This window comes from Pseudomonas sp. 18-147 (assembly GCF_051048045.1).
Taxonomy (GTDB): Bacteria; Pseudomonadota; Gammaproteobacteria; order Pseudomonadales; family Pseudomonadaceae; genus Pseudomonas; species Pseudomonas aeruginosa.
In genome coordinates this window covers 3,523,238-3,547,665 of the sequence record NZ_CP182296.1, presented here as the reverse complement: position 1 = coordinate 3,547,665, position 24,428 = coordinate 3,523,238, and the positions used below count along the sequence as shown (strand labels likewise).

The 24,428-nt window shown below is 64.8% G+C and carries 16 protein-coding genes and 3 pseudogenes; 12 read left to right on the top strand and 7 right to left on the bottom strand.

Annotation, left to right across the window (positions count from 1 at the left end; all coding sequences use genetic code 11):
* Positions 1-93 precede the first annotated feature (93 nt).
* The 6 genes from ACM0M4_RS16795 (at position 94) to metE (ending at position 11,483) form a co-directional block, all read left to right on the top strand.
* The gene (locus tag ACM0M4_RS16795; protein ID WP_003144445.1) at positions 94-2,055 is read left to right on the top strand and encodes a TonB-dependent receptor domain-containing protein; all 1,962 of its coding nucleotides are present in this window, start codon (positions 94-96) and stop codon (positions 2,053-2,055) included.
* Positions 2,055-5,900, top strand: a complete 3,846-nt coding sequence (gene cobN, locus ACM0M4_RS16790) for a cobaltochelatase subunit CobN (RefSeq protein ID WP_033988635.1) — start codon at positions 2,055-2,057, stop codon at positions 5,898-5,900. The genes ACM0M4_RS16795 and cobN overlap by 1 nt, the downstream gene beginning before the upstream one ends.
* Positions 5,897-6,373 (top strand): MotA/TolQ/ExbB proton channel family protein, encoded by a 477-nt coding sequence (locus tag ACM0M4_RS16785; RefSeq protein WP_003088234.1) that lies wholly within the window; start codon positions 5,897-5,899, stop codon positions 6,371-6,373. The genes cobN and ACM0M4_RS16785 overlap by 4 nt, the downstream gene beginning before the upstream one ends.
* Positions 6,373-6,699: a DUF2149 domain-containing protein gene (locus tag ACM0M4_RS16780; RefSeq protein WP_003088238.1), complete on the top strand. Its 327-nt coding sequence runs from the start codon at positions 6,373-6,375 to the stop codon at positions 6,697-6,699. The genes ACM0M4_RS16785 and ACM0M4_RS16780 overlap by 1 nt, the downstream gene beginning before the upstream one ends.
* Positions 6,700-6,779: 80 nt before the next feature.
* Positions 6,780-9,050 carry an OsmC domain/YcaO domain-containing protein gene (locus tag ACM0M4_RS16775; protein ID WP_031638148.1) on the top strand — a complete coding sequence of 757 codons (2,271 nt, stop codon included), beginning with the start codon at positions 6,780-6,782 and terminating at the stop codon, positions 9,048-9,050.
* Between the two features lie 132 nt (positions 9,051-9,182).
* Positions 9,183-11,483: a 5-methyltetrahydropteroyltriglutamate--homocysteine S-methyltransferase gene (gene metE, locus ACM0M4_RS16770; protein ID WP_023109186.1), complete on the top strand. Its 2,301-nt coding sequence runs from the start codon at positions 9,183-9,185 to the stop codon at positions 11,481-11,483.
* Between the two features lie 61 nt (positions 11,484-11,544).
* Here the strand turns inward: metE and ACM0M4_RS16765 are convergent, their stop codons facing one another.
* Complete coding sequence (locus ACM0M4_RS16765) at positions 11,545-12,114, bottom strand: GNAT family N-acetyltransferase (protein WP_004343221.1); 570 nt, start codon at positions 12,112-12,114, stop codon at positions 11,545-11,547.
* A gap of 46 nt (positions 12,115-12,160) precedes the next feature.
* On the bottom strand, positions 12,161-12,457 hold the full coding sequence (locus tag ACM0M4_RS16760; RefSeq protein WP_003088248.1) for a DUF7660 family protein: 297 nt from the start codon (positions 12,455-12,457) through the stop codon (positions 12,161-12,163).
* A gap of 371 nt (positions 12,458-12,828) precedes the next feature.
* Between ACM0M4_RS16760 and ACM0M4_RS16755 the strand changes: the two are divergent.
* The 6 genes and pseudogenes from ACM0M4_RS16755 to ACM0M4_RS16730 form a co-directional block, all read left to right on the top strand.
* Positions 12,829-13,548 (top strand): annotated as a pseudogene (locus ACM0M4_RS16755) (PAS domain-containing protein); the annotation flags it as partial.
* Positions 13,549-13,746: 198 nt separating this feature from the next.
* Positions 13,747-14,124 (top strand): annotated as a pseudogene (locus ACM0M4_RS16750) (methyl-accepting chemotaxis protein); the annotation flags it as partial.
* A 169-nt stretch (positions 14,125-14,293) separates the two neighbouring features.
* Positions 14,294-14,806: a (2Fe-2S)-binding protein gene (locus ACM0M4_RS16745; protein WP_003088271.1), complete on the top strand. Its 513-nt coding sequence runs from the start codon at positions 14,294-14,296 to the stop codon at positions 14,804-14,806.
* Complete coding sequence (locus ACM0M4_RS16740) at positions 14,803-15,792, top strand: FAD binding domain-containing protein (protein ID WP_003102358.1); 990 nt, start codon at positions 14,803-14,805, stop codon at positions 15,790-15,792. Before ACM0M4_RS16745 ends, ACM0M4_RS16740 begins: the two co-directional genes overlap by 4 nt.
* Positions 15,789-17,979 (top strand): annotated as a pseudogene (locus tag ACM0M4_RS16735) (xanthine dehydrogenase family protein molybdopterin-binding subunit). Before ACM0M4_RS16740 ends, ACM0M4_RS16735 begins: the two are co-directional and overlap by 4 nt.
* Positions 17,980-18,473: 494 nt before the next feature.
* A complete protein-coding gene (locus ACM0M4_RS16730) occupies positions 18,474-18,854 on the top strand; it encodes a DUF4354 family protein (RefSeq protein WP_003111130.1) in 381 nt (126 codons plus the stop codon).
* 605 nt (positions 18,855-19,459) lie between these two features.
* Here the strand turns inward: ACM0M4_RS16730 and ACM0M4_RS16725 are convergent.
* From ACM0M4_RS16725 to ACM0M4_RS16705, 5 genes are all read right to left on the bottom strand, one after another.
* On the bottom strand, positions 19,460-20,830 hold the full coding sequence (locus ACM0M4_RS16725; protein WP_065285146.1) for an IS1182-like element ISCfr1 family transposase: 1,371 nt from the start codon (positions 20,828-20,830) through the stop codon (positions 19,460-19,462).
* 177 nt (positions 20,831-21,007) lie between these two features.
* Positions 21,008-21,967 (bottom strand): hypothetical protein, encoded by a 960-nt coding sequence (locus ACM0M4_RS16720; protein WP_124164449.1) that lies wholly within the window; start codon positions 21,965-21,967, stop codon positions 21,008-21,010.
* A 323-nt stretch (positions 21,968-22,290) separates the two neighbouring features.
* On the bottom strand, positions 22,291-23,232 hold the full coding sequence (locus ACM0M4_RS16715) for an RES domain-containing protein (RefSeq protein WP_115288811.1): 942 nt from the start codon (positions 23,230-23,232) through the stop codon (positions 22,291-22,293).
* A gap of 279 nt (positions 23,233-23,511) precedes the next feature.
* A complete protein-coding gene (locus ACM0M4_RS16710; protein WP_123794466.1) occupies positions 23,512-23,826 on the bottom strand; it encodes a hypothetical protein in 315 nt (104 codons plus the stop codon).
* A 128-nt stretch (positions 23,827-23,954) separates the two neighbouring features.
* Entirely contained in the window at positions 23,955-24,359 is a 405-nt protein-coding gene (locus tag ACM0M4_RS16705) for a hypothetical protein (RefSeq protein WP_124138684.1), read from the bottom strand.
* Between the last annotated feature and the right edge of the window lie 69 nt (positions 24,360-24,428).

Here is a 24,428-nt window from a genome sequence, read left to right as displayed (position 1 = left end):
CTCGCCTCGATGAAGAAGAAACGGCGGGCATTCTTCATTCGAAGAAATGTTATGTTATAACTTATAAGTATTCATAATTCATACCTGCCGACCATGACCCCCCATTCCTCCCCGCACCGTCTTCCTCCGCTGCGGCTGGCCCGCGCCGTGCCGTTCCTCTACCTGCTTCCCTGCCTGGCGCTGGCCGCGCCGGTCGACCTGGAGCCGACCGTGGTCAGCGCCACCACTACCGAGCGCAAGCTGCGCGACGCCCCGGCCAGCGTTTCGCTGATCGCCGCCGAGGACCTGCGGCGGCGCCCGGTGCGCGACCTGCAGGAAGCCCTGCGCGGTTCGGAAAGCCTGCAGTTCAACGGCGTCGGCATGTCCCGGCGGGGCATCAGCGTTCGCGGCATGTCCAGCGAGCACACCCTGGTGCTGGTGGACGGCCAGCGGATCTCCACCTCGTCCGGGGCCATCGCCCATTCCGACTTCGACCTCGGCTGGGTGCCAGTGGAGAGCATCGAGCGTATCGAGGTGGTACGCGGACCGATGTCCTCGCTCTACGGTTCGGAAGCCCTCGGCGGGGTGGTGAACGTGATCACCCGGCGCGCCACCGATACCTGGACGGGCAGCGGTCTGCTCGATGGCGGCGTGCGCGAGGACGGCCTCGGCGGGCAGAGCCACCAGCTCGGCGCCTATCTCGCCGGGCCGCTGGTGCCCGGCAAGCTGGGCCTCGCCCTGAACGGCGAGAGCCGCCGCCAGCAGGAAACCCCGGACGCCGACGAGCGCCGGCTCTCCGAGCTGGAAGGCGGCAACGCCGACAGCGGTGGGCTGAACCTCAGCTGGACCCCGGACGACGCCCAGCGCATCGACCTCGGCCACCAGCGCGGGCGCGAACGACGCTGGCGCAACAGCGAGACCGGAGGGCCGCGCTCGCGCTACTACGAGTCGCGCGACGTGATCGAACGCGAGCGCTGGTCGCTCGCCCACAATGGCCAGTGGGACTGGGGCAGCAGCCAGCTGCGCACCTACCGCAACCGCCTGGAGCGGCACAACGCGCGTTCCGACGGACAACCGCCGAGCAACCCGCAGCGCCTTACCGACAGCGTGGTCGACGGCCACCTCAGCGTGCCGGCCTTCGAGCGACATCTCTTCACCCTCGGCGGCGAATGGCGCAAGGAAGAACTGGAGGATCGCTCGGTGAATACCGCCGGCGACGCCAGCGCGCGACACAAGGCGCTGTTCCTGCAGGACGAGATCGCCTTCGGCCCGGACTGGTCGCTGACCCTCGGCAGCCGCTTCGACAAGCACGAGGCGTTCGGCTGGGAAAGCAGTCCGCGCCTGTACCTGCTGCACCACCTTTCCGATGCGCTGACCCTGCGCGCCGGCGTCGGCCGCGGCTACAAGGCGCCGAGCCTGAAGCAGCTATCGCCGGAGTATGCGGCGGTCGGTGGCGGCGGGCGCTTCACCATCTACGGCAATCCCGACCTGAAGCCGGAGACCAATACGTCCTACGAACTGGGCGCCGACTACCAGGGCGATGGCTGGTCGCTGAAGGGCACGGTGTTCGAGAACGATGTCCGCGACCTGATCCAGACCGTCTGCGTAGCGCGCTGCGGGGTGCGCGGCGGCGAGATACGCAACTACGAGAACGTCGACAGGGCACGGATCCGCGGCCTCGAGCTGGGCGGCGGCGTGGACCTGCCGGCGGACCTGCGCTGGGAACTCAACTACACCTACCTCGACGCGCGCAACCGCACCGCCGGCCAGCGCCTCGGCGATCGCTCCCGGCACCTCGCCAACAGCCAATTGCGCTGGAGCCCCAATGCCCGCTTCAGCGCCCAGTTGCGCACCGAATACGTCGGCAGCCAGGTGGCCTACAGCAGCAACGTCGGCTACGCCTTGCCGGCCTACAGCCTGTGGCACCTGGAGCTGAGCCAGAAACTCAGCGAGAACCTGACGCTGCGCGGCGGCATCGAGAACCTCGGCGACCAGCGCCTGGCCGACGACGACACGCACTTCACCTATGCCGAACCTGGGCGGACCTTCCATCTCGGCCTGGTGGCGAGCTTCTGATGCGCCGTTCGCTACTCTTCTGCGGCTCGCTGCTGGCCAGTCTCTGTGCCTGGGCGGAGTCGGCCCAGGTGCGTCTGCTCAGCAGCGATTTCGTCCTCCCGGGCAAGCACCAGCGCCTAGCCGGTTGGGCGCGCGAGGCCGGTGTCGAGTTGCGCGGCCTGCGCCTCGGCATCGGCGAGGCGCCGCCCGGCGAGTGGCTGGACGGCGGCAACCTGCTGATCCTCGACACGCCGCGGCCGACCGATCGCGCCCAGGTCGAGGAGGCGCTGGGCGAGCGCTTGCAAGGCGGGACGCAACCCTGGATCCGCGTCGGCGGCGGTCCTCCGGGCTTCGGCAACCTGCCGGCGGCGCTGGGCGGGCGCCTGGTCGGCTACTACGCGAACGGCGGCGAAGCCAACCTGCGCCGGCTGTTCGAGGCGGTCCGACGCTGGCATGCCGGCCTGCCCGTCGACGCGTTGCCGGCGCCGCAGCCCCTGGCGCAGGCTGGCTTCTATCATCCCGACGCACCGGCGCCGTTCGCCGGCCTCGCCGACTACCTGGCCTGGGGCGCCTCGCGCTGGGCCAGCGATGCCCCGCGCATCGCCTTCCTGATCCCGCGCGGCGCCATCGCCGACGCCCAGACCGGCGCCATCGACGAACTGTTGCGGCGTAGCGAGCGGCACGGCCAGGCGCCGCTGGCGGTGTGGTTCGACGACAGCGATCCGGAGGCGTTGAGGAAGTCCTTCGCTGGCGCCGATGTCCAGGCGCTGGTCAACCTGCAGCACCTGCAGAACGGCCCGGCGCGCCGTGCCGAGTTCCTCGCGCTGGACGTGCCGGTATTGCAGACCCTCGGCTACCGCGACGGCAACGAGGCCGACTGGCTGGCCGCCGCCAGCGGGGTGGCGCCGCGTACCGTGGCGGCCTTCCTCGGCATGCCGGAAACCTGGGGAATGAGCGATCCGCTGGTGATCAGCGCCCTGGAGAACGGCGAGCCGAAGCTGATGGCCGGGCAGGCCGAGGCCCTGCTGGACAAGCTCGACCGGCTGCTGCGCCTGCGTCGCCTGCCGGCGGCGGACAAGCACCTGGCGCTGATGTTCTGGAACCACCCGGAGGGCGAGAAGAACGTCGCCGCCTCGCATCTCAATGTACCGGCCAGCCTGGCCCGTCTCGGCGAAGCGCTGCGGGCGGCCGGCTACCGGGTTGCGACGAGCGACGAAAGCGCGCTGATCGATACCGCCCAGCGCCTGCTCGGCGGCTACTACCGGCCGCAGACCCTGGACGCGCTGCATCGCGACGGCCTCGCCGCGAGCCTGCCGCTGGACGCCTACCTGCACTGGTTCGAGGCGCTGCCGGCGGATCTGCGCGAGGAGATGCGCGCGCGCTGGGGCGACCCGCGTCGACATTGGGCCTTGCGCGATATCGACGGCCAGCGACGCTTCGTGTTCCCGGCGGCGCGCCTGGGTAATCTGCTGCTGTTGCCGCAGCCGCCGCGTGCCGGCCGTCCGGGCGAGGCCTACCACGACAGCGCGGTGCCGCCGGACCATCTCTACCTGGCGGTCTACCAGTTCGTCCGCGAGGGTTTCGGCGCCGACGCGCTGATCCATTTCGGCACCCATGGCACCCAGGAATGGCTACCCGGCAAGGACCGCGGGCTGGCGGTGGGCGACTACCCGCTGCGGGCGCTCGGCGACCTGCCGGTGTTCTACCCGTACATCCAGGACAACGTTGGCGAGGCGATCCAGGCGCGCCGGCGCGGGCGCGCGGTCACCGTCAGCCACCAGACGCCGTCGTTCGCCCCGGCCGGGCTGTACGACGAACTGCGCGACCTGCACCAGTTGATCCACGAATACCAGCAACTGGACGAGGGCGCGGTGCGCGAACGCAGCGCCGAGCAGATCCGCGCGGCGGTGCGGGCGGCGCACATGAACGACGACCTGGGCTGGAGCGAGGCAGCGATGCGCGAGGATTTCCCGGCGTTCCTCGGCGTGCTCCACGACCACCTGCACCGACTGGCCGGCTCGGCGATGCCGCTGGGGCTGCACACCTTCGGTGTCGCCGCCTCGCCGGAGCTGCGCCTGGGCACCGTCATGCAGCAGCTCGGCGAGCCCTACTACCGCGCGCTCGGTCTCGACCCCGACGAACTGTTCGCCGCCGATTTCAGGGCGCTGCGGGAAGGTCGTGCCTACCGCACGCTGCAACGCTACCTGCGCGACGGTGGCGAGATCGCCAAGGTGGCCGATCCGCGCCTGCGCGAGCAGTTGCTGCGCGCCCGCGAACTGGACCGCCAGCTCGCCGACACCGGCGAACTGGAGGCGCTGCTCGCCGGCCTCGCCGGGCGCTTCGTCGCGCCCGGGCCGGGCGGCGATCCGATCCGCAATCCGCAGGTACCCAGCGGGCGCAACCTGTTCGCCTTCGAGGCCGACAAGGTACCGACCCGCGCCGCCTACGAAGCCGGCGCCGAGGCCTTCGGCCAACTGCTGGAAAGCTACCGCGCCGAGCACCAGGGCAGGGCGCCGGAAAAGCTCGCCTTCAGCCTCTGGTCGTCGGAAACCATGCGCCACCTGGGCATCGTCGAAAGCCAGGCGCTGCACGCCCTCGGCCTGCGCCCGCGCTGGGACGCCGGTGGCCGCCTGCTGGCGCTGGACATCGTGCCGGCGGCGGAACTGGGGCGTCCACGGGTGGACGTGGTGCTACAGGTGACCAGTGTCTACCGCGACCAGTTCGACGGCTTCATGCGCCTGCTCGCCGAGGCCATCGAGCGCCTCGCCGCGCTGGACGAGCCGGGCAACCCGCTGGCGCGCAACAGCCAGGCGCTGGAGCGGCGCCTGCGCGAACGCGGCGTCGAAGCGCCACTGGCGCAGCGCCTGTCGCGCCTGCGGCTGTTCGGCAATGCGCCGGGCGACTACGGCACCGGGGTAACGCAACTGACCCTCGATTCCACCCGCTGGGACGACGACTCGGCGCTCGCCGAGCAGTTCCTCGGGCGCTTGCAGTACGCCTACGGCAGTCGCGACTGGGGCGTGAAGCTGGATGGCGGCAACCTGTTCGCCGAACAGTTGAAGGGTGTACAGGCGGCGATCCTCTCGCGCTCCTCGACGCTCAACGGCGTGCTCTCCACCGACCACCCGTTCGAGTACCTCGGCGGCCTGTCGCTGGCGGTACGCCACCTCGACGGCGCCAGCCCGGCGCTGTACATCGCCGACCTGCGCCAGCGCCAGCCGCGCACCACGGCCGCCGCGCAGTTCCTCGCCAGCGAGCTGCGCGGGCGCTACCTCAGCCCGCAGTGGATCGCCGCGATGCAGCGCGAGGGCTACGCCGGCAGCCTGGAAATGCTCGACCTGGCCAACAACCTGTGGGGCTGGCAGGCGGCGGATCGCACCATGGTCCGCGCCGACCAGTGGCAGGCGTTGCACGACACCTTCGTCATGGACCGCCGCGAGCTGGGTCTCGCCGAGTGGTTCGAAACGCACAATCCGACCGCCCAGGCGCAGATCATCGCGCGCATGGCCGAGGCCATCCGCAAGGGCTACTGGGACGCCAGCGAGCAGACCCGCCGCGAACTGGCCGAGCGCTGGCGGCAACTGGCGGCCGCCGGCGCCGGCGAGGTCGGCGCGGCGACCACCCGTGAATTCATCGAACGGATGGCCGGCGGTTTCGGCGAGGCCGCGGCGCAGGCAGAGGGCGCGGCCGCGTCCGGTGCCGGCGAAACGGTCAGCGGCCGCGTCCTCGAAGAAGTCGCGCCGCCGCCGTCCGGCGAGCCGCAGCCCTGGCTCCGGCTGGCCGCCGCCGTGCTGCTCGCGCTGTTCGCCGCCGGCGCCGTCCGGCAATCCGTAGTCAATCGTCGTCCGATGGAAAATCGCTCATGAATGGTCTGGAAACCAGCCTCTACGAACTCACCCGCCTGTTCCTGCTGCCGGTGCTGCTGTTGATCCTCGCCGCGCTGGCCTACGCCTTCGTCGCCCTCGGCGGCTTCGCCATGGAAGCCTGGCAGCGCCGTCGCGGGCGCTACCGCTCGCGCCTGGCGGCCTGGCAGGCGCTGCATGGCGGCAACAGCGACGACCTCGAACTGTGGATCATGCAGCGCCTGGAATGGCTGCGGATCACCTCGCGCAGCGCGCCGATGCTCGGCCTGGTGGCGACCATGATCCCCATGGGGCCGGCGCTGCTGGCGCTGACCCGCAACGACGCCCAGGGGATCGGCGAGAACCTGGTGGTGGCGTTTTCCGCGGTGATCCTGGCCCTGGTCGCCGCCAGCATCACCTTCTTCATACTCACCGTGCGTCGCCGCTGGCTGCTCCAGGAACTGCGCGCCGTCGAACGTGCGCGGGAGGCCGGCTGATGCGCTTCCTCGAACACGACGAGGCGGACGACCCGATCCTCTCGATGGTCAACCTGATCGACCTGTTCCTGGTGGTGATCGGCATCCTCCTGATCGTCATCGTGCAGAACCCGCTCAACCCGTTCAGCCAGGACAAGGTGGTGGTGGTCGAGAATCCCGGCGAGGCGGACATGCGCATGCTGGTCAAGGACGGCAAGGAGCTGAAGCGCTACCAGGCCAGCGGCGAGATCGGCGAAGGGCAGGGCAGCCGCGCCGGAGTGACCTACCGCCTGGCCGACGGACGGATGATCTACGTGCCGGAGAGCGGCGGGGAGGCCGGCAAGTAGCGACGCGTACGGCGGAGAGCTGGGACTTTTGCCCGGAGTTCCCGGATAATGGCCGGTTTCCGTTTCTCTTGGTGCTCGCCGTGGAAGTAAAGGTCAATTTTCTCGATAACCTTCGACTGGAAGCCAGGTTCGATGATTTCACGGTGATCGCCGACCAGCCGATCCGCTACAAGGGCGACGGCTCCGCGCCGGGGCCGTTCGACTACTTCCTGGCGTCGTCGGCGCTGTGTGCCGCCTACTTCGTCAAGCTGTACTGCCAGACGCGCAACATCCCCACCGACAACATACGCCTGTCGCAGAACAACATCGTCGACCCGGAGAACCGCTACCGGCAGATCTTCAAGATCCAGGTGGAACTGCCGGCCGACATCTCGGAGAAGGACCGCCAGGGCATCCTCCGCTCCATCGACCGTTGCACGGTGAAGAAGGTGGTGCAGACCGGACCCGAGTTCGTCATCGAGGAGGTCGACAACCTCGATGCCGACGCCCAGGCGCTGCTGATGCCCGGCACCGATGCCGCCGGCTGCACGCGCATCCCGGGCAAGGACCTGCCGCTGGAGCAGACCATCGCCAACCTGTCGGCCATCCTCGCCGGCCTCGGCATGAAGATCGAGATCGCCTCCTGGCGCAACATCGTGCCCAACGTCTGGTCGCTGCACATCCGCGATGCGCAGTCGCCGATGTGCTTCACCAACGGCAAGGGCGCGAGCAAGGAAAGCGCGCTGGCCTCGGCGCTGGGCGAATTCATCGAGCGGCTGAACTGCAACTTCTTCTACAACGACCAGTACTGGGGAGAAGAGATCGCCAATGCGGCGTTCGTCCATTACCCGGACGAACGCTGGTTCAAGCCCGGCCGCGACGATGCGCTGCCGCTGGGACTGCTCGACGGCCATTGCCTGGCGATCTACGACCCCGACGGCGAGCTGCGCGGCTCGCACCTGTACGACACCAACTCGGGCAACGTGCAGCGCGGTATCTGCGCCTTGCCCTTCGTGCGCCAGTCCGACGGCCAGGTGGTGTATTTCCCCTCCAACCTGATCGAGAACCTCTACCTCAGCAACGGCATGAGCGCCGGCAATACCCTGGCCGAGGCGCAGGTGCAGTGCCTGTCGGAGATCTTCGAGCGCGCGGTCAAGCGGCAAATCCTCGAAGGCGAGCTGGCGCTGCCGGACGTGCCGCCGGAGGTGCTGGCCAAGTACCCGGGCATCCTCGCCGGGATCCGCGGCCTGGAAGAGCAGGGCTTCCCGGTACTGGTCAAGGACGCCTCGCTGGGCGGCGAATTCCCGGTGATGTGCGTGACCCTGATGAATCCGCGCACCGGCGGCGTGTTCGCTTCCTTCGGCGCCCACCCGAGCTTCGAGGTGGCCCTGGAGCGCAGCCTGACCGAACTGCTCCAGGGGCGCAGCTTCGAAGGCCTGAACGACCTGCCCCAGCCGACCTTCGAAAGCCATGCGCTGACCGAGCCGTACAACTTCGTCGAGCATTTCATCGATTCCAGCGGCGTGGTGTCCTGGCGCTTCTTCAGCGCCAAGGCCGATTTCCCGTTCGTCGAGTGGGACTTCACCCGGCAGGGCGAGGCTGCCAACGCCGAGGAAGCCGCGACCCTGTTCGGCATCCTCGAAGCCATGGGCAAGCAGGTCTACATGGCGGTGTACGAGCACCTCGGCGCTACGGCCTGCCGGATCCTGGTGCCGGGCTACTCGGAAATCTATCCGGTGGAAGACCTGATCTGGGACAACACCAACAAGGCCCTGGCGTTCCGCGAGGACATCCTCAACCTGCACCGCCTCGACGACGCCGCGCTCGGGGCGTTGCTGGAGCGCCTGGAAGACTGCGAGGTGGACGACTACACCGACATCACCACGCTGATCGGCGTCGAGTTCGACGACAACACGGTCTGGGGCCAACTGACCATCCTCGAGCTGAAAGTGCTCATCGGCCTCGCCCTGAAGCGCTTCGAAGACGCCAAGGAAGGCGTGGAGGCGTTCCTCCAGTACAACGACAACAGCGTCGAGCGCGGCCTGTTCTACCAGGCGCTGAACGTGGTGCTGGAGGTCGTCCTCGACGACGAGCTGGAGATCGCCGACTACGAGGCCAATTTCCGCCGCATGTTCGGCGACGCGCGGATGGACGCCGCGCTGGGCTCGGTGGACGGCAGCGTGCGCTTCTTCGGCCTGACGCCGACCAGCATGAAGCTGGAAGGGCTCGACCGGCACCTGCGGCTGATCGACAGCTACAAGAAGCTGCACGCGGCGCGAGCCAGGATGCAGCCCGTGGTCGACGGCGAGGCCGGCGCTGCCGCGGCTGGCGGTCTCAAGCCTCGGCGCATGGCGATCCGCAAGCGCAAGTGAGGAGGGCGCCGAGGTCAGGGCGCGAGGATGATCATGAGGGAAACTTGATTTCATCACGAAGAAATTGAGTTTGTCTCATGGCATGAGCCTCACGAGAATCCCTCCATCGACCTTTCGACTGGAGGAACACCCATGGCCCTGGCCCACACTCTCGGCTTCCCACGCATCGGACGCGATCGCGAACTGAAAAAAGCCCAGGAAGCGTTCTGGAAGGGCGAGCTGGACGAGGCCGGCCTGCGGGCCGTCGGTCGGCAGCTGCGCGCTGCCCACTGGCAGGTACAGAAGGATGCCGGCATCCAGTTGCTGCCGGTCGGCGATTTCGCCTGGTATGACCAGGTGCTGACCCATTCGCTGACCTTCGGCGTGATCCCCGAGCGCTTCCGGGCGCACGGCGAGGCCGGGCCGACCCTGCATACCCTGTTCGGCATGGCCCGTGGCGTCAGCGACGACAGTTGTTGCGGCGGTGCCCATGCCCAGGAAATGACCAAGTGGTTCGACACCAACTATCACTACCTGGTCCCCGAGTTCAGCGCCGATCAGCAGTTCCAGCTGAGCTGGGAACAACTGTTCGAGGAGGTCGACGAGGCCAGGGCCCTCGGCCACCAGGTGAAGCCGGTGCTGATCGGTCCGCTGACCTACCTGTGGCTGGGCAAGGCCAAGGGCGCCGAGTTCGACAGGCTCGACCTGCTGGACCGCCTGCTGCCGCTCTACGGCCAGATCTTGCGCCGTCTCGCCGGCCAGGGCGTGGAGTGGGTGCAGATCGACGAGCCGATCCTGGTCCTCGACCTGCCGCAGGCATGGAAGAACGCCTTCGAGCGCGCCTACAACCTGCTACAGGGCGAGCCGCTGAAGAAGCTGGTCGCCACCTACTTCGGCGGCCTGGAAGACAACCTGGGCCTGGCCGCCAACCTCCCGGTGGACGGCCTGCACATCGACCTGGTGCGAGCGCCGGAACAGTATCCGAGCATCCTCGACCGCCTGCCGGCCTACAAGGTCGTCTCGCTGGGCCTGGTCAACGGGCGCAACGTCTGGCGCTGCGACCTGGAGAAAGCCCTGGAGGTGGTGCGCCATGCCCGGGAGCGCCTGGGCGAGCGGCTGTGGGTCGCGCCGTCCTGCTCGCTGCTGCACAGCCCGGTGGACCTGGAGCGCGAAGACGGGCTGGACGCCGAGCTGAAGAGCTGGCTGGCCTTCGCCGTGCAGAAGTGCCGCGAAGTCGCGGTGCTGGCCCGTGCCGCCATTGAGCCGGAAGCCGCCGAGGTGCTTGCCGCCCTGGAAGAGAGCCGTGCGGTCCAGGCCAGCCGCGCTTCTTCGCCGCGAATCCACAAGCCGGCCGTGCAGGCGCGCCTGGCCGCGATCAAGGCCTGCGACGCCCAGCGCCGCTCGCCGTTCGCCGAACGCATCGCCAGGCAGCGCGCCGGACTCGACCTGCCGGCGTTCCCGACCACCACCATCGGCTCCTTCCCGCAGACCTCGTCGATCCGCCTGGCCCGCCAGTCGTTCAAGCAGGGCAAGCTGAGCGAGGCCGAGTACATCGAGGCGATGCACAGCGAGATCCGCCATGCGGTGCAGATCCAGGAACAACTGGGGCTGGATGTGCTGGTGCACGGCGAAGCCGAGCGCAACGACATGGTCGAGTACTTCGCCGAGCAACTGGACGGCTACGTCTTCACCCGCTTCGGCTGGGTGCAGAGCTACGGCTCGCGCTGCGTGAAGCCGGCGGTGATCTATGGCGACCTGAGCCGTCCGCGGGCCATGACCGTGGAGTGGATCAGGTACGCCCAGAGCCTTACCGACAAGGTGATGAAGGGCATGCTGACCGGCCCGGTGACCATGCTGATGTGGTCCTTCCCGCGCGAGGACGTGTCTCGCGAGGTGCAGGCGCGCCAGTTGGCCCTGGCGATCCGCGACGAAGTGGTCGACCTGGAGGCCGCCGGCATCAGGATCGTGCAGATCGACGAGGCGGCTTTCCGCGAAGGCCTGCCGCTGCGCCGCAACGCCTGGCCGCACTATCTGGAGTGGGCCACCGAGGCCTTCCGCCTGTGCGCCTCCGGAGTCCGCGACGAAACCCAGATCCATACGCACATGTGCTACAGCGAGTTCAACGATGTGATCGAGTCCATCGCCGCCATGGACGCCGACGTGATCACCATCGAGACCTCGCGTTCGGACATGGAGCTGCTGGAGGCTTTCGAGCAGTTCGACTACCCGAACGAGATCGGTCCGGGCGTCTACGACATCCACTCGCCACGCGTGCCGAGCCGGGAAGAGATCGTCGCGCTGCTGCGCAAGGCAGCCCGGCGGATACCCGCCGAGCGGCTCTGGGTCAACCCGGACTGCGGCCTGAAGACCCGCGCCTGGCCGGAAACCGAGGCAGCGCTGGTGAACATGGTCGCCGCCGCCCGCGAACTGCGTGGCGATCTCGCCCGCGGCTGACCGGCAGGCCTGGTGAGCAGAACGGGACGCCAGGCGTCCCGTTCTGCATTTGCACGTCGGTTCAGCGCGGAGCGTCCACCAGCGCCCGTAGCACATGGTCTTCCCAGACCCCGGCGATCTTCAGGTAGGCGCGGGCGTAGCCTTCCTTCTCGAAGCCGAGGCTTTCCAGCAGGCGCTCGCTGCGTGCGTTGCGCGGCAGGTGGCTGGCCATGATCCGGTGCAGGCCGAGCTGCTCGAAGCAATACCGGTTGGCTACCCGCAGGGCTCGTGCCATCAGGCCGCGGCCCTGCGCCGCAGCGGCCAGGGAAAAGCCCAGGTGGCAGGCCTGGAATACCCCGCGGACGATATTGGTGTAGCTGCAGCGCCCCAGCACCTCGCCGTCGTCGGGATCGAGCAACAGCAGGAGAAGCGCCTCGCCGTCGTCCATGCTCGCCACCTGTAGCAGGGTGCGGGCGCGGGCGTTGTCCACGGAAAAATACCCCGGGTCGCGCAGCGGCTCCCATGGCGCCAGGTGCTCGCGGTTGGCGTTCTCGTAGCGGCTGGTCCGGACGAAATCGTCGGGTTGCAGCGCGCGCAGGAGGAAGTCCGCGTCGCGATGCAGTATCGGCACCTGCCGTCGGTTGCCCGGCAAGCCCCTCGGGTAGTCGGGCGGGAAGGGCGCCAGGGCGGACTTGAAGTCATTCATAGAACTTGCCCGCCAGCATCAGCTGCGCCGCGCGCCGCCAGGCATTCTCCGGCCTGGAATAGCCCGGCAGGCCGTCGCGGGAGTCCTCGCCCCAGGTCGCGGCGGCATCGAGGAAGCCACCGATGCTGCCGTTCTCCCAACCCAGCGGGCTGGGGCCGAACGGCTTCGGCGGGTTAGCGGCGGCAAGGCGGCGGTCTTCCTCCCAGTCCGCCGCTAGCGCGGCGAGGAAGCGCAGGTAGCCCGCTTCGTCCTCGACCTGTTCGGCCAGCGCGTAGAGATCGGTTGCCATGTGCTTCCTCCTGGAAGTGGGTTTCGGGATACGACGGCGCGAGGTCGGAGCTCGGTCAGTCCGGGCGCAGCGATCATAGCGCGGACCGGCGCTGGCATGGCTCGCAGCCTGGCTGATGCGCGGGCGCGGGGCGATTGTCTGGGCGTACCAATGCCTGCCTCAACCAGAGCGTCTCGGTAGTCGGGCTGGCCGGCCTGGCGATCCTGGCATCGCGCGCCCCGCTGGGTCCCGCCCGCTAGGGGACGGACGGCGATGCGGGCGCCGAGGAAAGTTGCCGGAGCCCGATCTACACTGGCGTTTAGCGGTAGGACGGCTATCTCCGGTTCTCCACTCCCTCGCGATGGACAGGCGCCATCAAGGAGTCGTGCGCGATGCTCTTCGGCAGAAAAAGCAGGGCGGTGGAAAGCGCCGCCAAGGATGAAGACCTGGCGTGGCGACTCGATGCCATCGGGCAGAACGTCGCCACCATCCGTTTCACTCCCGATGGCCAGATACTGTCCGCCAACCCGCTGTTTCTCGCGGTGGTCGGCTACTCGGCGGACGAGCTGGTCGGCAAGCACCATCGGATCTTCTGCGAAGAGGACTTCCAGGCCTCCGCCGCCTACGTGCGCTTCTGGAAGGAGCTGGCCAGCGGCACGCCCCAGCGCGGCGTGTTCAAGCGCCTGCGGCGCGATGGTACGCCGGTCTGGCTGGAGGCCACCTATTTCCCGGTGAAGAATGCCGAAGGGGCGGTCGTCGAGGTGCTGAAGATCGCCGCCGACGTGACCCGCAACCATTCCGAACTGCTCCTGCTCAACGCGATCAACGACGCCATACGCCAGTCCATGGCGGTCATCGAGTTCACCCCGGACGGCGAGATACTCGATGCCAACGAGAACTTCCTGCGTCTCTTCGGCTACAGCCTCAAGTCGCTCAAGGGCCAGCACCACCGCATGCTCTGCTTCGACGAGTTCTATCGGGAGAACCCGGATTTCTGGGCTCGGCTGCGGCACGGCGAATTCTCCCGCGGGCATTTCGAGCGCCGCAGCGCCGCCGGCGAGCGGGTACATATCGAAGCCACCTACAACCCGGTCAAGGACAGTTCGGGGCGGATAATCAAGGTCATCAAGTTCGCCATCGACGTTACCGAGCAGGTCAATCGCAACGAGGAGGTACGGCGCGCCGCCGAGCTGTCGTTCTCCACCGCGGAAGAGACCGCGCAGATTTCCACCCGCGGCATCGACTCCCTCGACCAGTCCGTCGCCCTGTCGGCCAAGACCCTGTCGATGGTCAACACCGCCGTCGGCCTGATTTCCCAGCTCACCCACCAGACCAAGGACATCGAGAACATCGTCACCACCATCCAGAGCGTCGCCGAACAGACCAACCTGCTGGCCCTCAACGCCGCCATCGAGGCGGCTCGCGCCGGCGACATGGGGCGCGGCTTCGCGGTGGTCGCCGACGAGGTGCGGCAACTGGCGGCGCGCACCAGCGGCGCCACGGTGGAGATCAAGAACGTGGTCACCGAGAACGTCAAGCTGACCCAGCAGATCAACCACAACATGCAGACCATCGAGTCCAGCGCCCAGGAGAACAACAACCAGATCACCACCGTGGCCGGCATCATGCAGGAGATCAGCAAGGGCGCCGAGCACGTGGCGCGGGTGGTGTCGAGCCTGTTCAAGTGACCTCGGCGCAGGGCTCCGGCGGCCGATAGCGGCGCAGGCGTCGAGCATCCGCCCGCCTTTGTGGCATGGCCATGGCCGTCATTTACTTTGAACGTATCTTCGAGCCGTTCGGTCGGACCTGAAAAAGCGGCATCCGCCGCGCCGATGCACCGACCGTGAGGCTTGTACCATGACCAATCCGGAGCCGGCGGACCTGCCGATCAGCCTGCTGATCAATGGCCAGCGCCGAGAGTTGAGAGTACCCCCGTGGCTGACGCTGCTCGACCTGCTGCGCGAGCGGCTCGACCTGGTGGGCAGCAAGAAGGGCTGCGACCACGGCCAATGCGGCGCTTGCACGGTGTTGCGCAACGGTCGCCGGATCAACGCCTGCCTGACGCTGGCGGTGATGTGCGACGGCGATGCACTGACTACCATCGAAGGTCTGGCCGAGGGTGATCGCCTGCATCCCCTGCAACAGGCGTTCATCCGCCATGATGCCTTCCAGTGCGGCTACTGCACGCCCGGACAGATCTGTTCGGCCCTTGGCCTGGCGAGCGAGGGGCGGGCGCGCTCGCGGGCGGAGATCCGCGAGGGCATGAGCGGCAACCTGTGCCGCTGCGGCGCCTACGGCAATATCCTCGACGCCGTGGAAGACGCCTTGCCGCTGCTCGATCGCGACGGACAGGGAGGGCAGCGCGCATGACGCCCTTCGCCTATGCCAAGCCGGCCGACATCGAGCAGGCGCTGGGCCTCGCCGGCCCGGAGTCGCGCTACATCGCCGGTGGCACCAACCTGCTCGACCTGATGAAGGAAAACGTTGCCAGGCCCCGGCGACTCATCGACATCACCGGCCTCCCGCTGCGCGACATCCGCCGGACGCCCACCGGCGGCCTGCTGGTCGGAGCCCTGGTCAGCAACGCCGAACTGGCCTGGAATCCCGCCGTGGAGGCGGACTATCCCTTGCTAGCCCAGGCGATCCTCGCCGGCGCCTCGCCGCAGTTGCGCAACATGGCCAGCACCGGCGGCAACCTGTTGCAGCGTACCCGCTGCCAGTATTTCTACGACACCGGCACGCCATGCAACAAGCGCGAGCCGGGCAGTGGATGCCCCGCGCGCAGCGGGCTGAACCGCAACCATGCGATCCTCGGCGCCAGCGAACACTGCGTGGCGGTACATCCATCCGACCTGTGCGTGGCGCTGGCGGCGCTGGAGGCTCAGGTACTGGTGCGCGGCCGCGCTGGCGAGCGGCGGGTCGCTTTCGCCGACTTCCATCGCCTGCCGGCGGACACGCCCGAGCGCGACAACTGCCTGGCCGTCGACGAACTGGTCACCGCCATCGAGCTGCCAGCGCCGCGCTTCGCCCGGCATTGCCACTACCTGAAGGTGCGCGACCGGGCCTCCTACGCCTTCGCCCTGGTCTCGGTGGCGGCGGCCCTGGAACCGGACGGCGAGCGCATTGGCGAACTGCGCCTGGCGCTCGGCGGCGTGGCCCACAAGCCATGGCGCGTCGCAGAGCTGGAGGAACGTTTCAGGGGCCACCCGGCGAACCGGGACAGCTATGTCCGCTTCGCCGAAGCGCTGCTGCGTGACGCCAGGCCGCTGGCCCACAACGCCTTCAAGATCGGATTGGCGCGCAACGCCATCGTTCGCGCACTGGAAGAAGCCCACTCGGGAGGGATCGGCCAATGAGCAGCCTGCCACACAGCACCGGGCAAGCCCTGGATCGCGTCGACGGGCCAGCCAAGGTCACCGGCCAGGCTCGCTACGCCGCCGAATATCCTGCCGCCGACCTGCTCCACGGCAGCGTGGTCAGCAGCGACGTCGCCCGCGGCCGGGTGCGCGGCATCGACTGTGCGGCGGCCCTGGCGGTACCCGGGGTGGTCGCGGTACTGCATCACCTGAACCGGCCGCCGATGGCGGGCGACGACGAGCCCTACAAGGACGCCGATGCCGCCGAAGGCGAACCCTTCCGCCCACTGTTCGACGACCGCGTCCTGTACAGCGGCCAGCCCCTTGCCCTGGTCCTGGCACGGAGCCTGGAACTGGCCCGCTACGCGGGCTCGCTGCTGCGCATCGATATCGAGCCCGAGCCGCACCAGACCGACCTGCTGGCCGCCCTCGACCAGGCCCATGAGGCTCCCGCCCAACTGCCCGCCGAGCGCGGCGATTTCTACACCGCCTACGGCGCCGCGCCGATTCGGGTCGAGGCCAGCTACAGCACGCCGATCGAGCACCACAATCCCATGGAACCGCACGCGTCCACGGTCATCGTCCAGCCCGACGGCAGCCTGCTGGTGCACGACAAGACCCAGGGGACGCAGAACAGCCAGGCCTACCTGCAAAAGGTCTTCGGCCTGCCCGCCGACAAGGTAAGGGTCTGTGCCGCCTACGTCGGCGGCGCCTTCGGCTCCGGCCTGCGTCCGCAATACCAGTTGGCCCTGGCGGTGATGGCGGCGCTGCAACTGCGGCGGTCGGTGCGCGTAGTGCTGACCCGCCAGCAGATGTTCGCCGCGCACCCTGCAGCGCCTGCAACTGGGCGCCGATGCCGAGGGGCGCCTCCTTGCGCTGGGCCACCAGGCGACAGCGCAGACCTCGCGCTTCGAAGACTTCACCGAGCACGTGGTGGAGTGGAGCGGCATGCTCTATCGCTGCGAGAACCTTTCCCTGGCCTACCGTCTGGTGCCGCTGGACGTCTATACCCCGCTGGACATGCGCGCCCCCGGCGCGGCGCTGGGGCTGATCGGGCTGGAATGCGCGATGGACGAACTGGCGGTGCGGCTCGGCATGGACCCCATCGCGCTGCGCCGGTTCAACTTCGCCGAGCGCAACGGCAACGAGGACAAGCCGTACTCCAGCAAGGCGCTGCTGGCCTGCTACGAGGAGGGCGCCCGGCGCTTCGGTTGGCAGGCCCGCGACCCACGGCCACGGAGCATGAGCGAAGGGCGCCAGTTGCTCGGCTGGGGCATGGCCGGCGGCGTCTGGGAGGCCATGCAGAGCAAGGCCAGCGCGAGGGCGCGGCTGGAGGCGGACGGCCTGCTGCGGGTGGCCAGCGCGACCACGGATATCGGCACCGGCACCTACACGGTGATGACCCAGATCGCCGCCGACGCCGCTGGCATGGCGCCGGAAGAGGTGCGCTTCCAGCTTGGCGACAGTGCGTTGCCCAAGGCTCCATTGCAGGGCGGCTCGTTCACCGTCTCGTCGGTCGGTTCCGCCGTCCGCCTGGCCTGCCTGCGCCTGCGCCAGGCCCTGGTCGCCCATGCCAGGGCCCGCCATCCGGAGCTGGCCGGCACCGCCGAAGAACGCTTCCGCATATGCCGTGGCCATCTGGAAGCGGGCGATACGCGATACGCCCTGGCCGACCTGCTGCAAGGGCTGCCGGAAGACGCGTTGCAGGTGGAGGTGGAAGCTGAACCCTCGGCGCGGCGCAAAGGGTACGCCACCGCGACCCATTCGGCGGTATTCGTCGAGGTGCGGATCGATGAAGCCCTCGGTACCCTGCGTGTGAGCCGGGTGGTCAGCGCGGTCGCGGCGGGGCGGGTGATCAACCCGAAGACCGCTCGCAGCCAGATACTCGGCGGGGTGGTCTGGGGCCTGGGCATGGCCTTGCAGGAGGAAACCCAGGTCGACCATGCGCTGGGCCGCTGCATGAACCACAACCTCGCCGAGTACCACATCCCGGTTAACGCCGATATTGGCGATATCGAGGTGATCTTCGTCGACGAACCCGACGATATCGTTAACGAACTGGGCTCCAAGGGCGTCGGCGAAATAGGCATCGTCGGCGTCGCCGCCGCAGTGGCGAATGCCGTGTACCACGCCACCGGCCGCCGCCTGCGCGACTTCCCGCTGACCGTCGACAAGTTGCTCGGCTGAGCCCGGCAGCCTGCGCAAGCGGCTTGGCGGCCACCCGCCGGGTCGCCGGGCTTGACTCTCCCCCAAGGGGAAGATCGCAGGCCCCGCTCGCCACCCGCAACGGAGTCGAACACGACATGCCGCCGACAGCCTCGGTGACGCCCTCGCCGAGCGCTACCGCGATGCCGGTCCAGGCGCACTTGTTGCATCGCGGCCACGCCGAAGCGAACCTGCCCGTCGCCCATTGGGCCATCGCCTGGGCCGAGCGTCCGGCCTGTGGTTGCAAGCGTTCGAGGGCAGCCTGGCGGGCGCGAGGATCGTGCGGGTTCGAAGACCGGCGTTCCGCGTAGCGAGCGGTTTTCGCCTGGAAGCACGGTTGCGGGAAAAGTTCCGCTGGAAACCCTCCGACTTGCAGAACACGAGGCGCCCCGCATTCCTTGGCACTGCGCTTGATCGCGGCGAAAAGACCCACGGAAAATCACCGGGTCGTTCAGTCTTTGCCAAAGGAAATCAGTATGAAGAACGCAATGGCCCTGACCCTGGCCGGCCTGCTGGCCGCTCCTTCCCTCGGCTTCGCCGCCGCGCCGGACGCAGTGATGGTCTTCGCCCGCCAGGGCGACAAGGGCAGCGTGTCCGTCGGCGACAAGCACTTCCGCACCCAGGCCTTCAAGGTCCGCCTGGTGAATGCGGCGAAGAGCGAGATCAGCCTGAAGAACAGCTGCCTGGTGGCGCAGTCCGCCGCCGGCCAGTCCTTCAGGCTGGATACCGTGGACGAGGAACTCACCGCCGAGACCCTCAAGCCGGGGGCCACCGTCGAAGGCGAGGCGATCTTCGCCTCTGAGGACGACGCGGTGTACGGCGCATCGCTGGTCAGGCTGAGCGACCGGTGCAAGTAGGCGGGTAGCCGTTGCGCAGCGAAAGCCGCAGGGCAGCCTCGGCGGCTTTCGGGTGCGAGGAAACGGCTTTCGAAGGTTTCGGCGCGAATCTGAAATCATTCAGGGCGCGTTTCCGGTGCTTCTGGTTGCCTGGGCTGGGGCCGAATTCCAGATACCAGATGCCAAATGCCAAATGCCCCGGGCGAGGGGAGGGTAGACATCGTTCCAGGCTGCGCCTGAGCGAGGCGCTCGATCCACAAGGCACGCCCGGCCCTCTCTCCCGTGCGCGGGAGAGGGTTGGGGTGAGGACCGCCAACACCACATTTCAAAAACCAAATCAGCACCACTCAAGCCGCGACTATTGCGGTTAGCAGTGAGGGAGGTTGTGGTTCTGCGGGTGGCAATAGAGGTGCCCACCAGGTATGGGAGAGGCTATGGCTTAGGGAGGGAAGGGCTGTATACGGCCGATTCTGTTGAAAAAGTAGGTTTAGCGGCGGCCTGCCGATCAGGTGTGCCTGCTGTCGAAGTGACTGCAAGCCACTTCAGGTTGCCTTTCGGCGTTTCGCTGAGCGTCCTTGCTCAGGCCTGAGGGTTAATTTGAAGGTTTCTGCTCTCAGCAGGCGTACCTATCCCGTGAGCGGTGGCCCTTGAGGCAAAAGCTTGGCCATGCGTCGCAGGTTCTGCACCGCCGCCGCCAAAGTGAATTCGTCAGTGGCACCTGTCAGGCCGCGCAGTCGTAAACGATCGAGTTTCATGATCCGTTTGAGGTGGGCGAACAGCATCTCCACCTTCTTTCGTTCGCAGCGAGAGACGAGGTATTCCGGTGTCTTGGCGATGCGCCTGGCCACATCGCGGGCAGCCTCATGGATACTGCGGACGATCTTCCGATTCGGCGTGTTGGGGCAGCATTTCGCTTTCAGCGGACAGGTAGTGCAGTCGGTTTGGCTGGAGCGATAAATGATGGTGTGGGCCTTGGTCACCCGCGATCTTTTCTGGGTGAAGGCGCGCCACTCACTGCGTAGTGGTTTGCCGGCTGGGCAGCGGTATTCATTGGCCTCCTGGTTCCAGTGGAAGTCGTTACTGGAGAGGCTGTCGTCCTTGCGCTCAGTCTTGTCCCACACCGGCACATGCGGCTCGATGTCCTTTTCTTCGACCATCCAGGCCAGCATCGGGGCGGTGCCATAAGCGGTATCGCCGATAAGGCGTTCCGGTGTGAGATCGAACTGAGCTTTGACACGCTCAACCATCGTCCTAGTCGAATCGACTTCGGCGGTACGGTGCGCCGGGGTAGCTTCCACGTCCATGATCACACCGTGCTCAGTGTCGATCAGGTAATTCGTGGAGTAGGCAAAAAAGGCCGGCCCACCTGGCGCTGCTGTCCAACGGGACTGAGGATCTGTGAGCGAAATTTTCTTGGGAAGAGCCTCAGCCAGCGCCTCTTCATCAAGGGCTTCGAGGTACTCGCGCACTGCGCGGCTGCTGAGCTTTGGATCGTTCCAATCGACCTCATCTCCCGCTACCCCACGTTGCCGGCTGGCATCCGCCTTGATGATGCTAGCGTCGACGGCAAAACCTTCGCCCTTGACTAGGCCGGCTGCCATGCAACGCCGCAGCACCTCATTGAACAACCAGCGGAACAGATCGCTGTCACGAAAACGCCCATGGCGATTCTTCGAGAAGGTCGAGTGATTGGGGACTTCGTCTTCCAGACCCAGCCGGCAGAACCAGCGATAGGCCAGGTTCAGGTGCACCTCTTCGCACAATCGCCGCTCGGAACGAATGCCATAGCAGTAGCCGACGACCAGCATGCGCACCATCAATTCCGGGTCAATCGAGGGGCGTCCGATGGGACTATAGAAGTCCGCCAGGTAGGCGCGCAGATCACTAAGATCCAGGCACTGGTCGATGCTGCGCAGGAGGTGTTGAGCCGGGACGTGATCTTCTAGGTTGAACGAGTAGAACAGGCGCTGCTGTCCTCCCGGTAACTGCCCCATCATGCTGTTCGCCCCCACGCTCGCTGACAGAGCAATTTTGCCAACGGTATGGAGAGGCCGCTACTTTTTCAACAGAATCGGCCAATAGCAGCCGCTCCGTAAAGCCGTTTTCGATGTACGCTTAGATGAATTTTATCGATTGGTGGCATGTGACGGCGACGTTCTGACGCAAAATGCATGTCACTCCAAACGCGTTTTTAGGGGTACCGCGCTGAGCACTTTGAGACGGCCTTCTCCGCCGTTGAAAAGTCTATCTTGTTCAAATACGTGCCCAGAAGTAACCATGGTTGGGAGATAGAAAACGATACCGTCTCGATGTCCGGAACTGGCGATCACGCTCTCAAGCTGAATTAGCATCGATTCGTATGTGCGTATATTTAATCTATTCTTGATCTCCACAACTACTGACTGACCACCACTCTTCACTAGGACGTCTGCAAAAATCTTCCGTTTTCCCCCGCCAATTGGAGCTTCAGACAGCACTTCTGCATTAGGAAAGATAGCGGACAAAAAACCCGCTACTGACCCTAGCCACTGAGGATACGAGTTACTTTCCAACTCATCCACGGGACGGAGAGTAAAATACGATTTAAGGGCCTCAGTAACACGCCCCCAAAGATCCCCCTCCACAAAATTTAACTTGCTTTTTATCGTCCGCGCCAATAGTTTTGCGGACTCCTGTTCACGGTCGCGTGCAAGCTGTAAGGCCATCTCGTCAACAAGAAGGCAAGAGAACGCTGTTACTGACACGATAGCGAGGAAAGCTTCACTCTCGCTGAAGTCCAATTTGTGATCATGAGTAGATGGGTTTCTCCACTCCTGTCTGTAGTTCGTAAATTGATCCAGCACTCTCTTCCTGAAGACATTAGATTTGCTAAAGAACTGCTCAATATCAAATACTCGCGTTTTATCAAGGCTTTTCTTGGCTAGAACACCGTAAGCCTCTTTGAGGCCACCTTCGAATGCTTGATTTGTTCTATACACTGCATCAGTGAATGCCGAATCATCGGCGTCCCTTTGTCCCCTCCTTAAATGTTTATAAGCAATTTCTACGTGCGCGAGCATCGCCATCAGTCCAGGCGTGTGATCACCAGCACCAGCTTGATCGATCTTTCCTCGAAGGGTCGCAATAATATCCATTAACCAAAAACGCTCTAACAATCTGCGAGTGAAAAAGGCGTAATGTTATCAGCCATTTGTGTCGCGTAATTTTACTTTCCGGAGCCTCTTGAGCCCATTGCGTCAAGAGTTAGAATCGGCCGACTGCAGCTGGTGACGGCCAGATTCTCTCTGACCCGGTAGACATCCCCGGTCTATGTGCCTGCGAAAACCAGCAACCTGGACTAAATCGCGCCAGAGACGACAACCCGGCCCGCTCTGGCCTACAGGTAACGACTGCGGGGTAGTTGAATGATCTGCTGTCCGCAGGCGGAACTTGTTCGTAGGGGCGCGCGAAGCACTGGCTAGGGGATTAACCTGATCGGCGTGTTTATAGTAGTCCTCTGCTCCAAGGTAGAACGGTCATTCGATGCGCAAACTCTCCGGTGCCTTATCATAAATTTAGTGAAACGTGCAGCTGCCGCTTGGGCCTCTGCGTGATATTTATAGGATCCATCTTCCTGCCGTAGGAAATACCCTACAGGCACCCTTAGCCCACTCTCTTTAGCCTTGAATGCAAAAATCTCGAGTAACTCAAGCTTGTGTTGAGATTCGGGGCGGAAACACACATTCTCACCGCCTTGGTAAACCGTAGATGGGTATGCCCAACCATCAGGACTGAAATTTAACATTGAGTTGGTAAATTCGCTGCTGAAAAGGTAGGCGCCTTCGCCAGCAGCTAATAAGTTTTGGTTGATAAACTTCCGAATGATGGAGAGTTTTTTCTTAGTATCTGACGCCAGGCCGGTATAAAATTTATTGCCCACCGTTGCCACAGTGAGCGCTTCTTTAGATTGATAAGCCATCAGAAGCACATTGGATTCGGGCTTGACTCGAACCTCGGCAAATGTTGTAGGTATTTGACCCTCAGAGGTATATAGTAACCCTTGAGATGGCCGATTGACACGACCGTAGTATTTTACGCGATCGTCGGGGGGCGCCCAGAACTCTGATTCCGAAAGGTCTTTGAATTCCGAACTCCAAATTCGCGCACGGTAAAAAATTCCACCGGGAAAATATTCTTTTTCTTGCGCGGAGAATGCACCCGCTCGCATAGGCCCTATCGAGATCATGACGACATCTTTAATTCTCTCATAGATGTCTTTGATGGCTAAATTTCTATAGTCATCGTTAAACTCTTTGACTCTTTTCTTGAGCTCTTTGCTGCTGATATTACGCAGCAATAAGTCGATGCGAGCTAAGCCTTCATTCGGTGCGCGCTTGCTATATATATCCAAAGTCGACATTTAAAGCCTCTACTTTTCTTACAGCCTGCATTGTAGTCCCCCAAAAATCTTGTTAGGCCAAAAACTGGCCTCTTTCCTTCTAGGCACAAGGTTGTAGTATGACGAACTTAGCACTTTAAATAGCCTTCGGCTAGGCAAAATACATCTCGATTGAGGGCATTGGCGCCTGGCCGGTTTGAGTCGACCCCAGCCTATAACGACCGGTTGAATCCACAGCCAATAGCTGTCTGTCGTCACTGGCTGCAATCCGGCCAGAGGCGGCCAGTCAAGAATACAGGGCTATTTCACGCCATCCTTAATCTCAATCGGGACCTTAAGTTCTTGTCTATGCTCTATCCACTCAGAGTAGGGGACTATCCGATCGGCTGGTTTGATTGTCTTGATCAAAGGCTTGATCTGCTGTCTATCGAGGTTGACAACCTTCTGCTTTACCTTCGTGACATCGGCAATTTCTTCAGGTGTAAGCTCCACATCCCAATCAACCGGTGTATCGGTGAACCCAAAGCGTAGGCGATATCGCTCAACTGCTTGGACTTCGTCGTTAGATAATTCCAAGTTTGTCGTCAGCGTACCAATGTCTGCTTTCTCGAACAAAAGGGTCCTGCATACCTTTGGACAGGGAGGCGAAGGCAAAAATGGGAAGGACTCACACTTGCATGTGACGTCCGCAAAAGCGCTCATCGCAACCATCCAGAAAAGCATTCCGACAACCCAACTCGATTTCATGCATCACCCTCACCGCGGTCAACGTCGCGAAACAGCACCCACCAAAAAAGATAAGCTGTGAGCCAAAGTGCAAACGCGATGACCCCGTAGAATAGGTAATCCAGTTGAGCCTGGAAGTCGGCGTTAATCTGATTGAACGCCTTATCTTGGACCGCGCCCTTGGTAAACAGCGCAGCCAGGTAACTACGCGAGAGTTCATTGCCCGCCTGCACGGATACCAGCAAGAAGATCCAGGTTAGGGTTAGGAGAAAGTAGAAGCTACGCCATCCCCGGCCGACAGGGCTGTAATGTGACGATCCAATAACGACAGCTACCGAGCCACCGAGCATGGCCAGCGCCCATGTGGTGAGCTGCGACGAAGCGGCGGCGATCTCCTTCAGCCCCGCGAGGAATAGGTCCATTTCAACCCCCATATTCAGCCACCAAGCTTTTAGCTGAGGTTAGCCCTCGCATTCAAATGCGCAATGGCG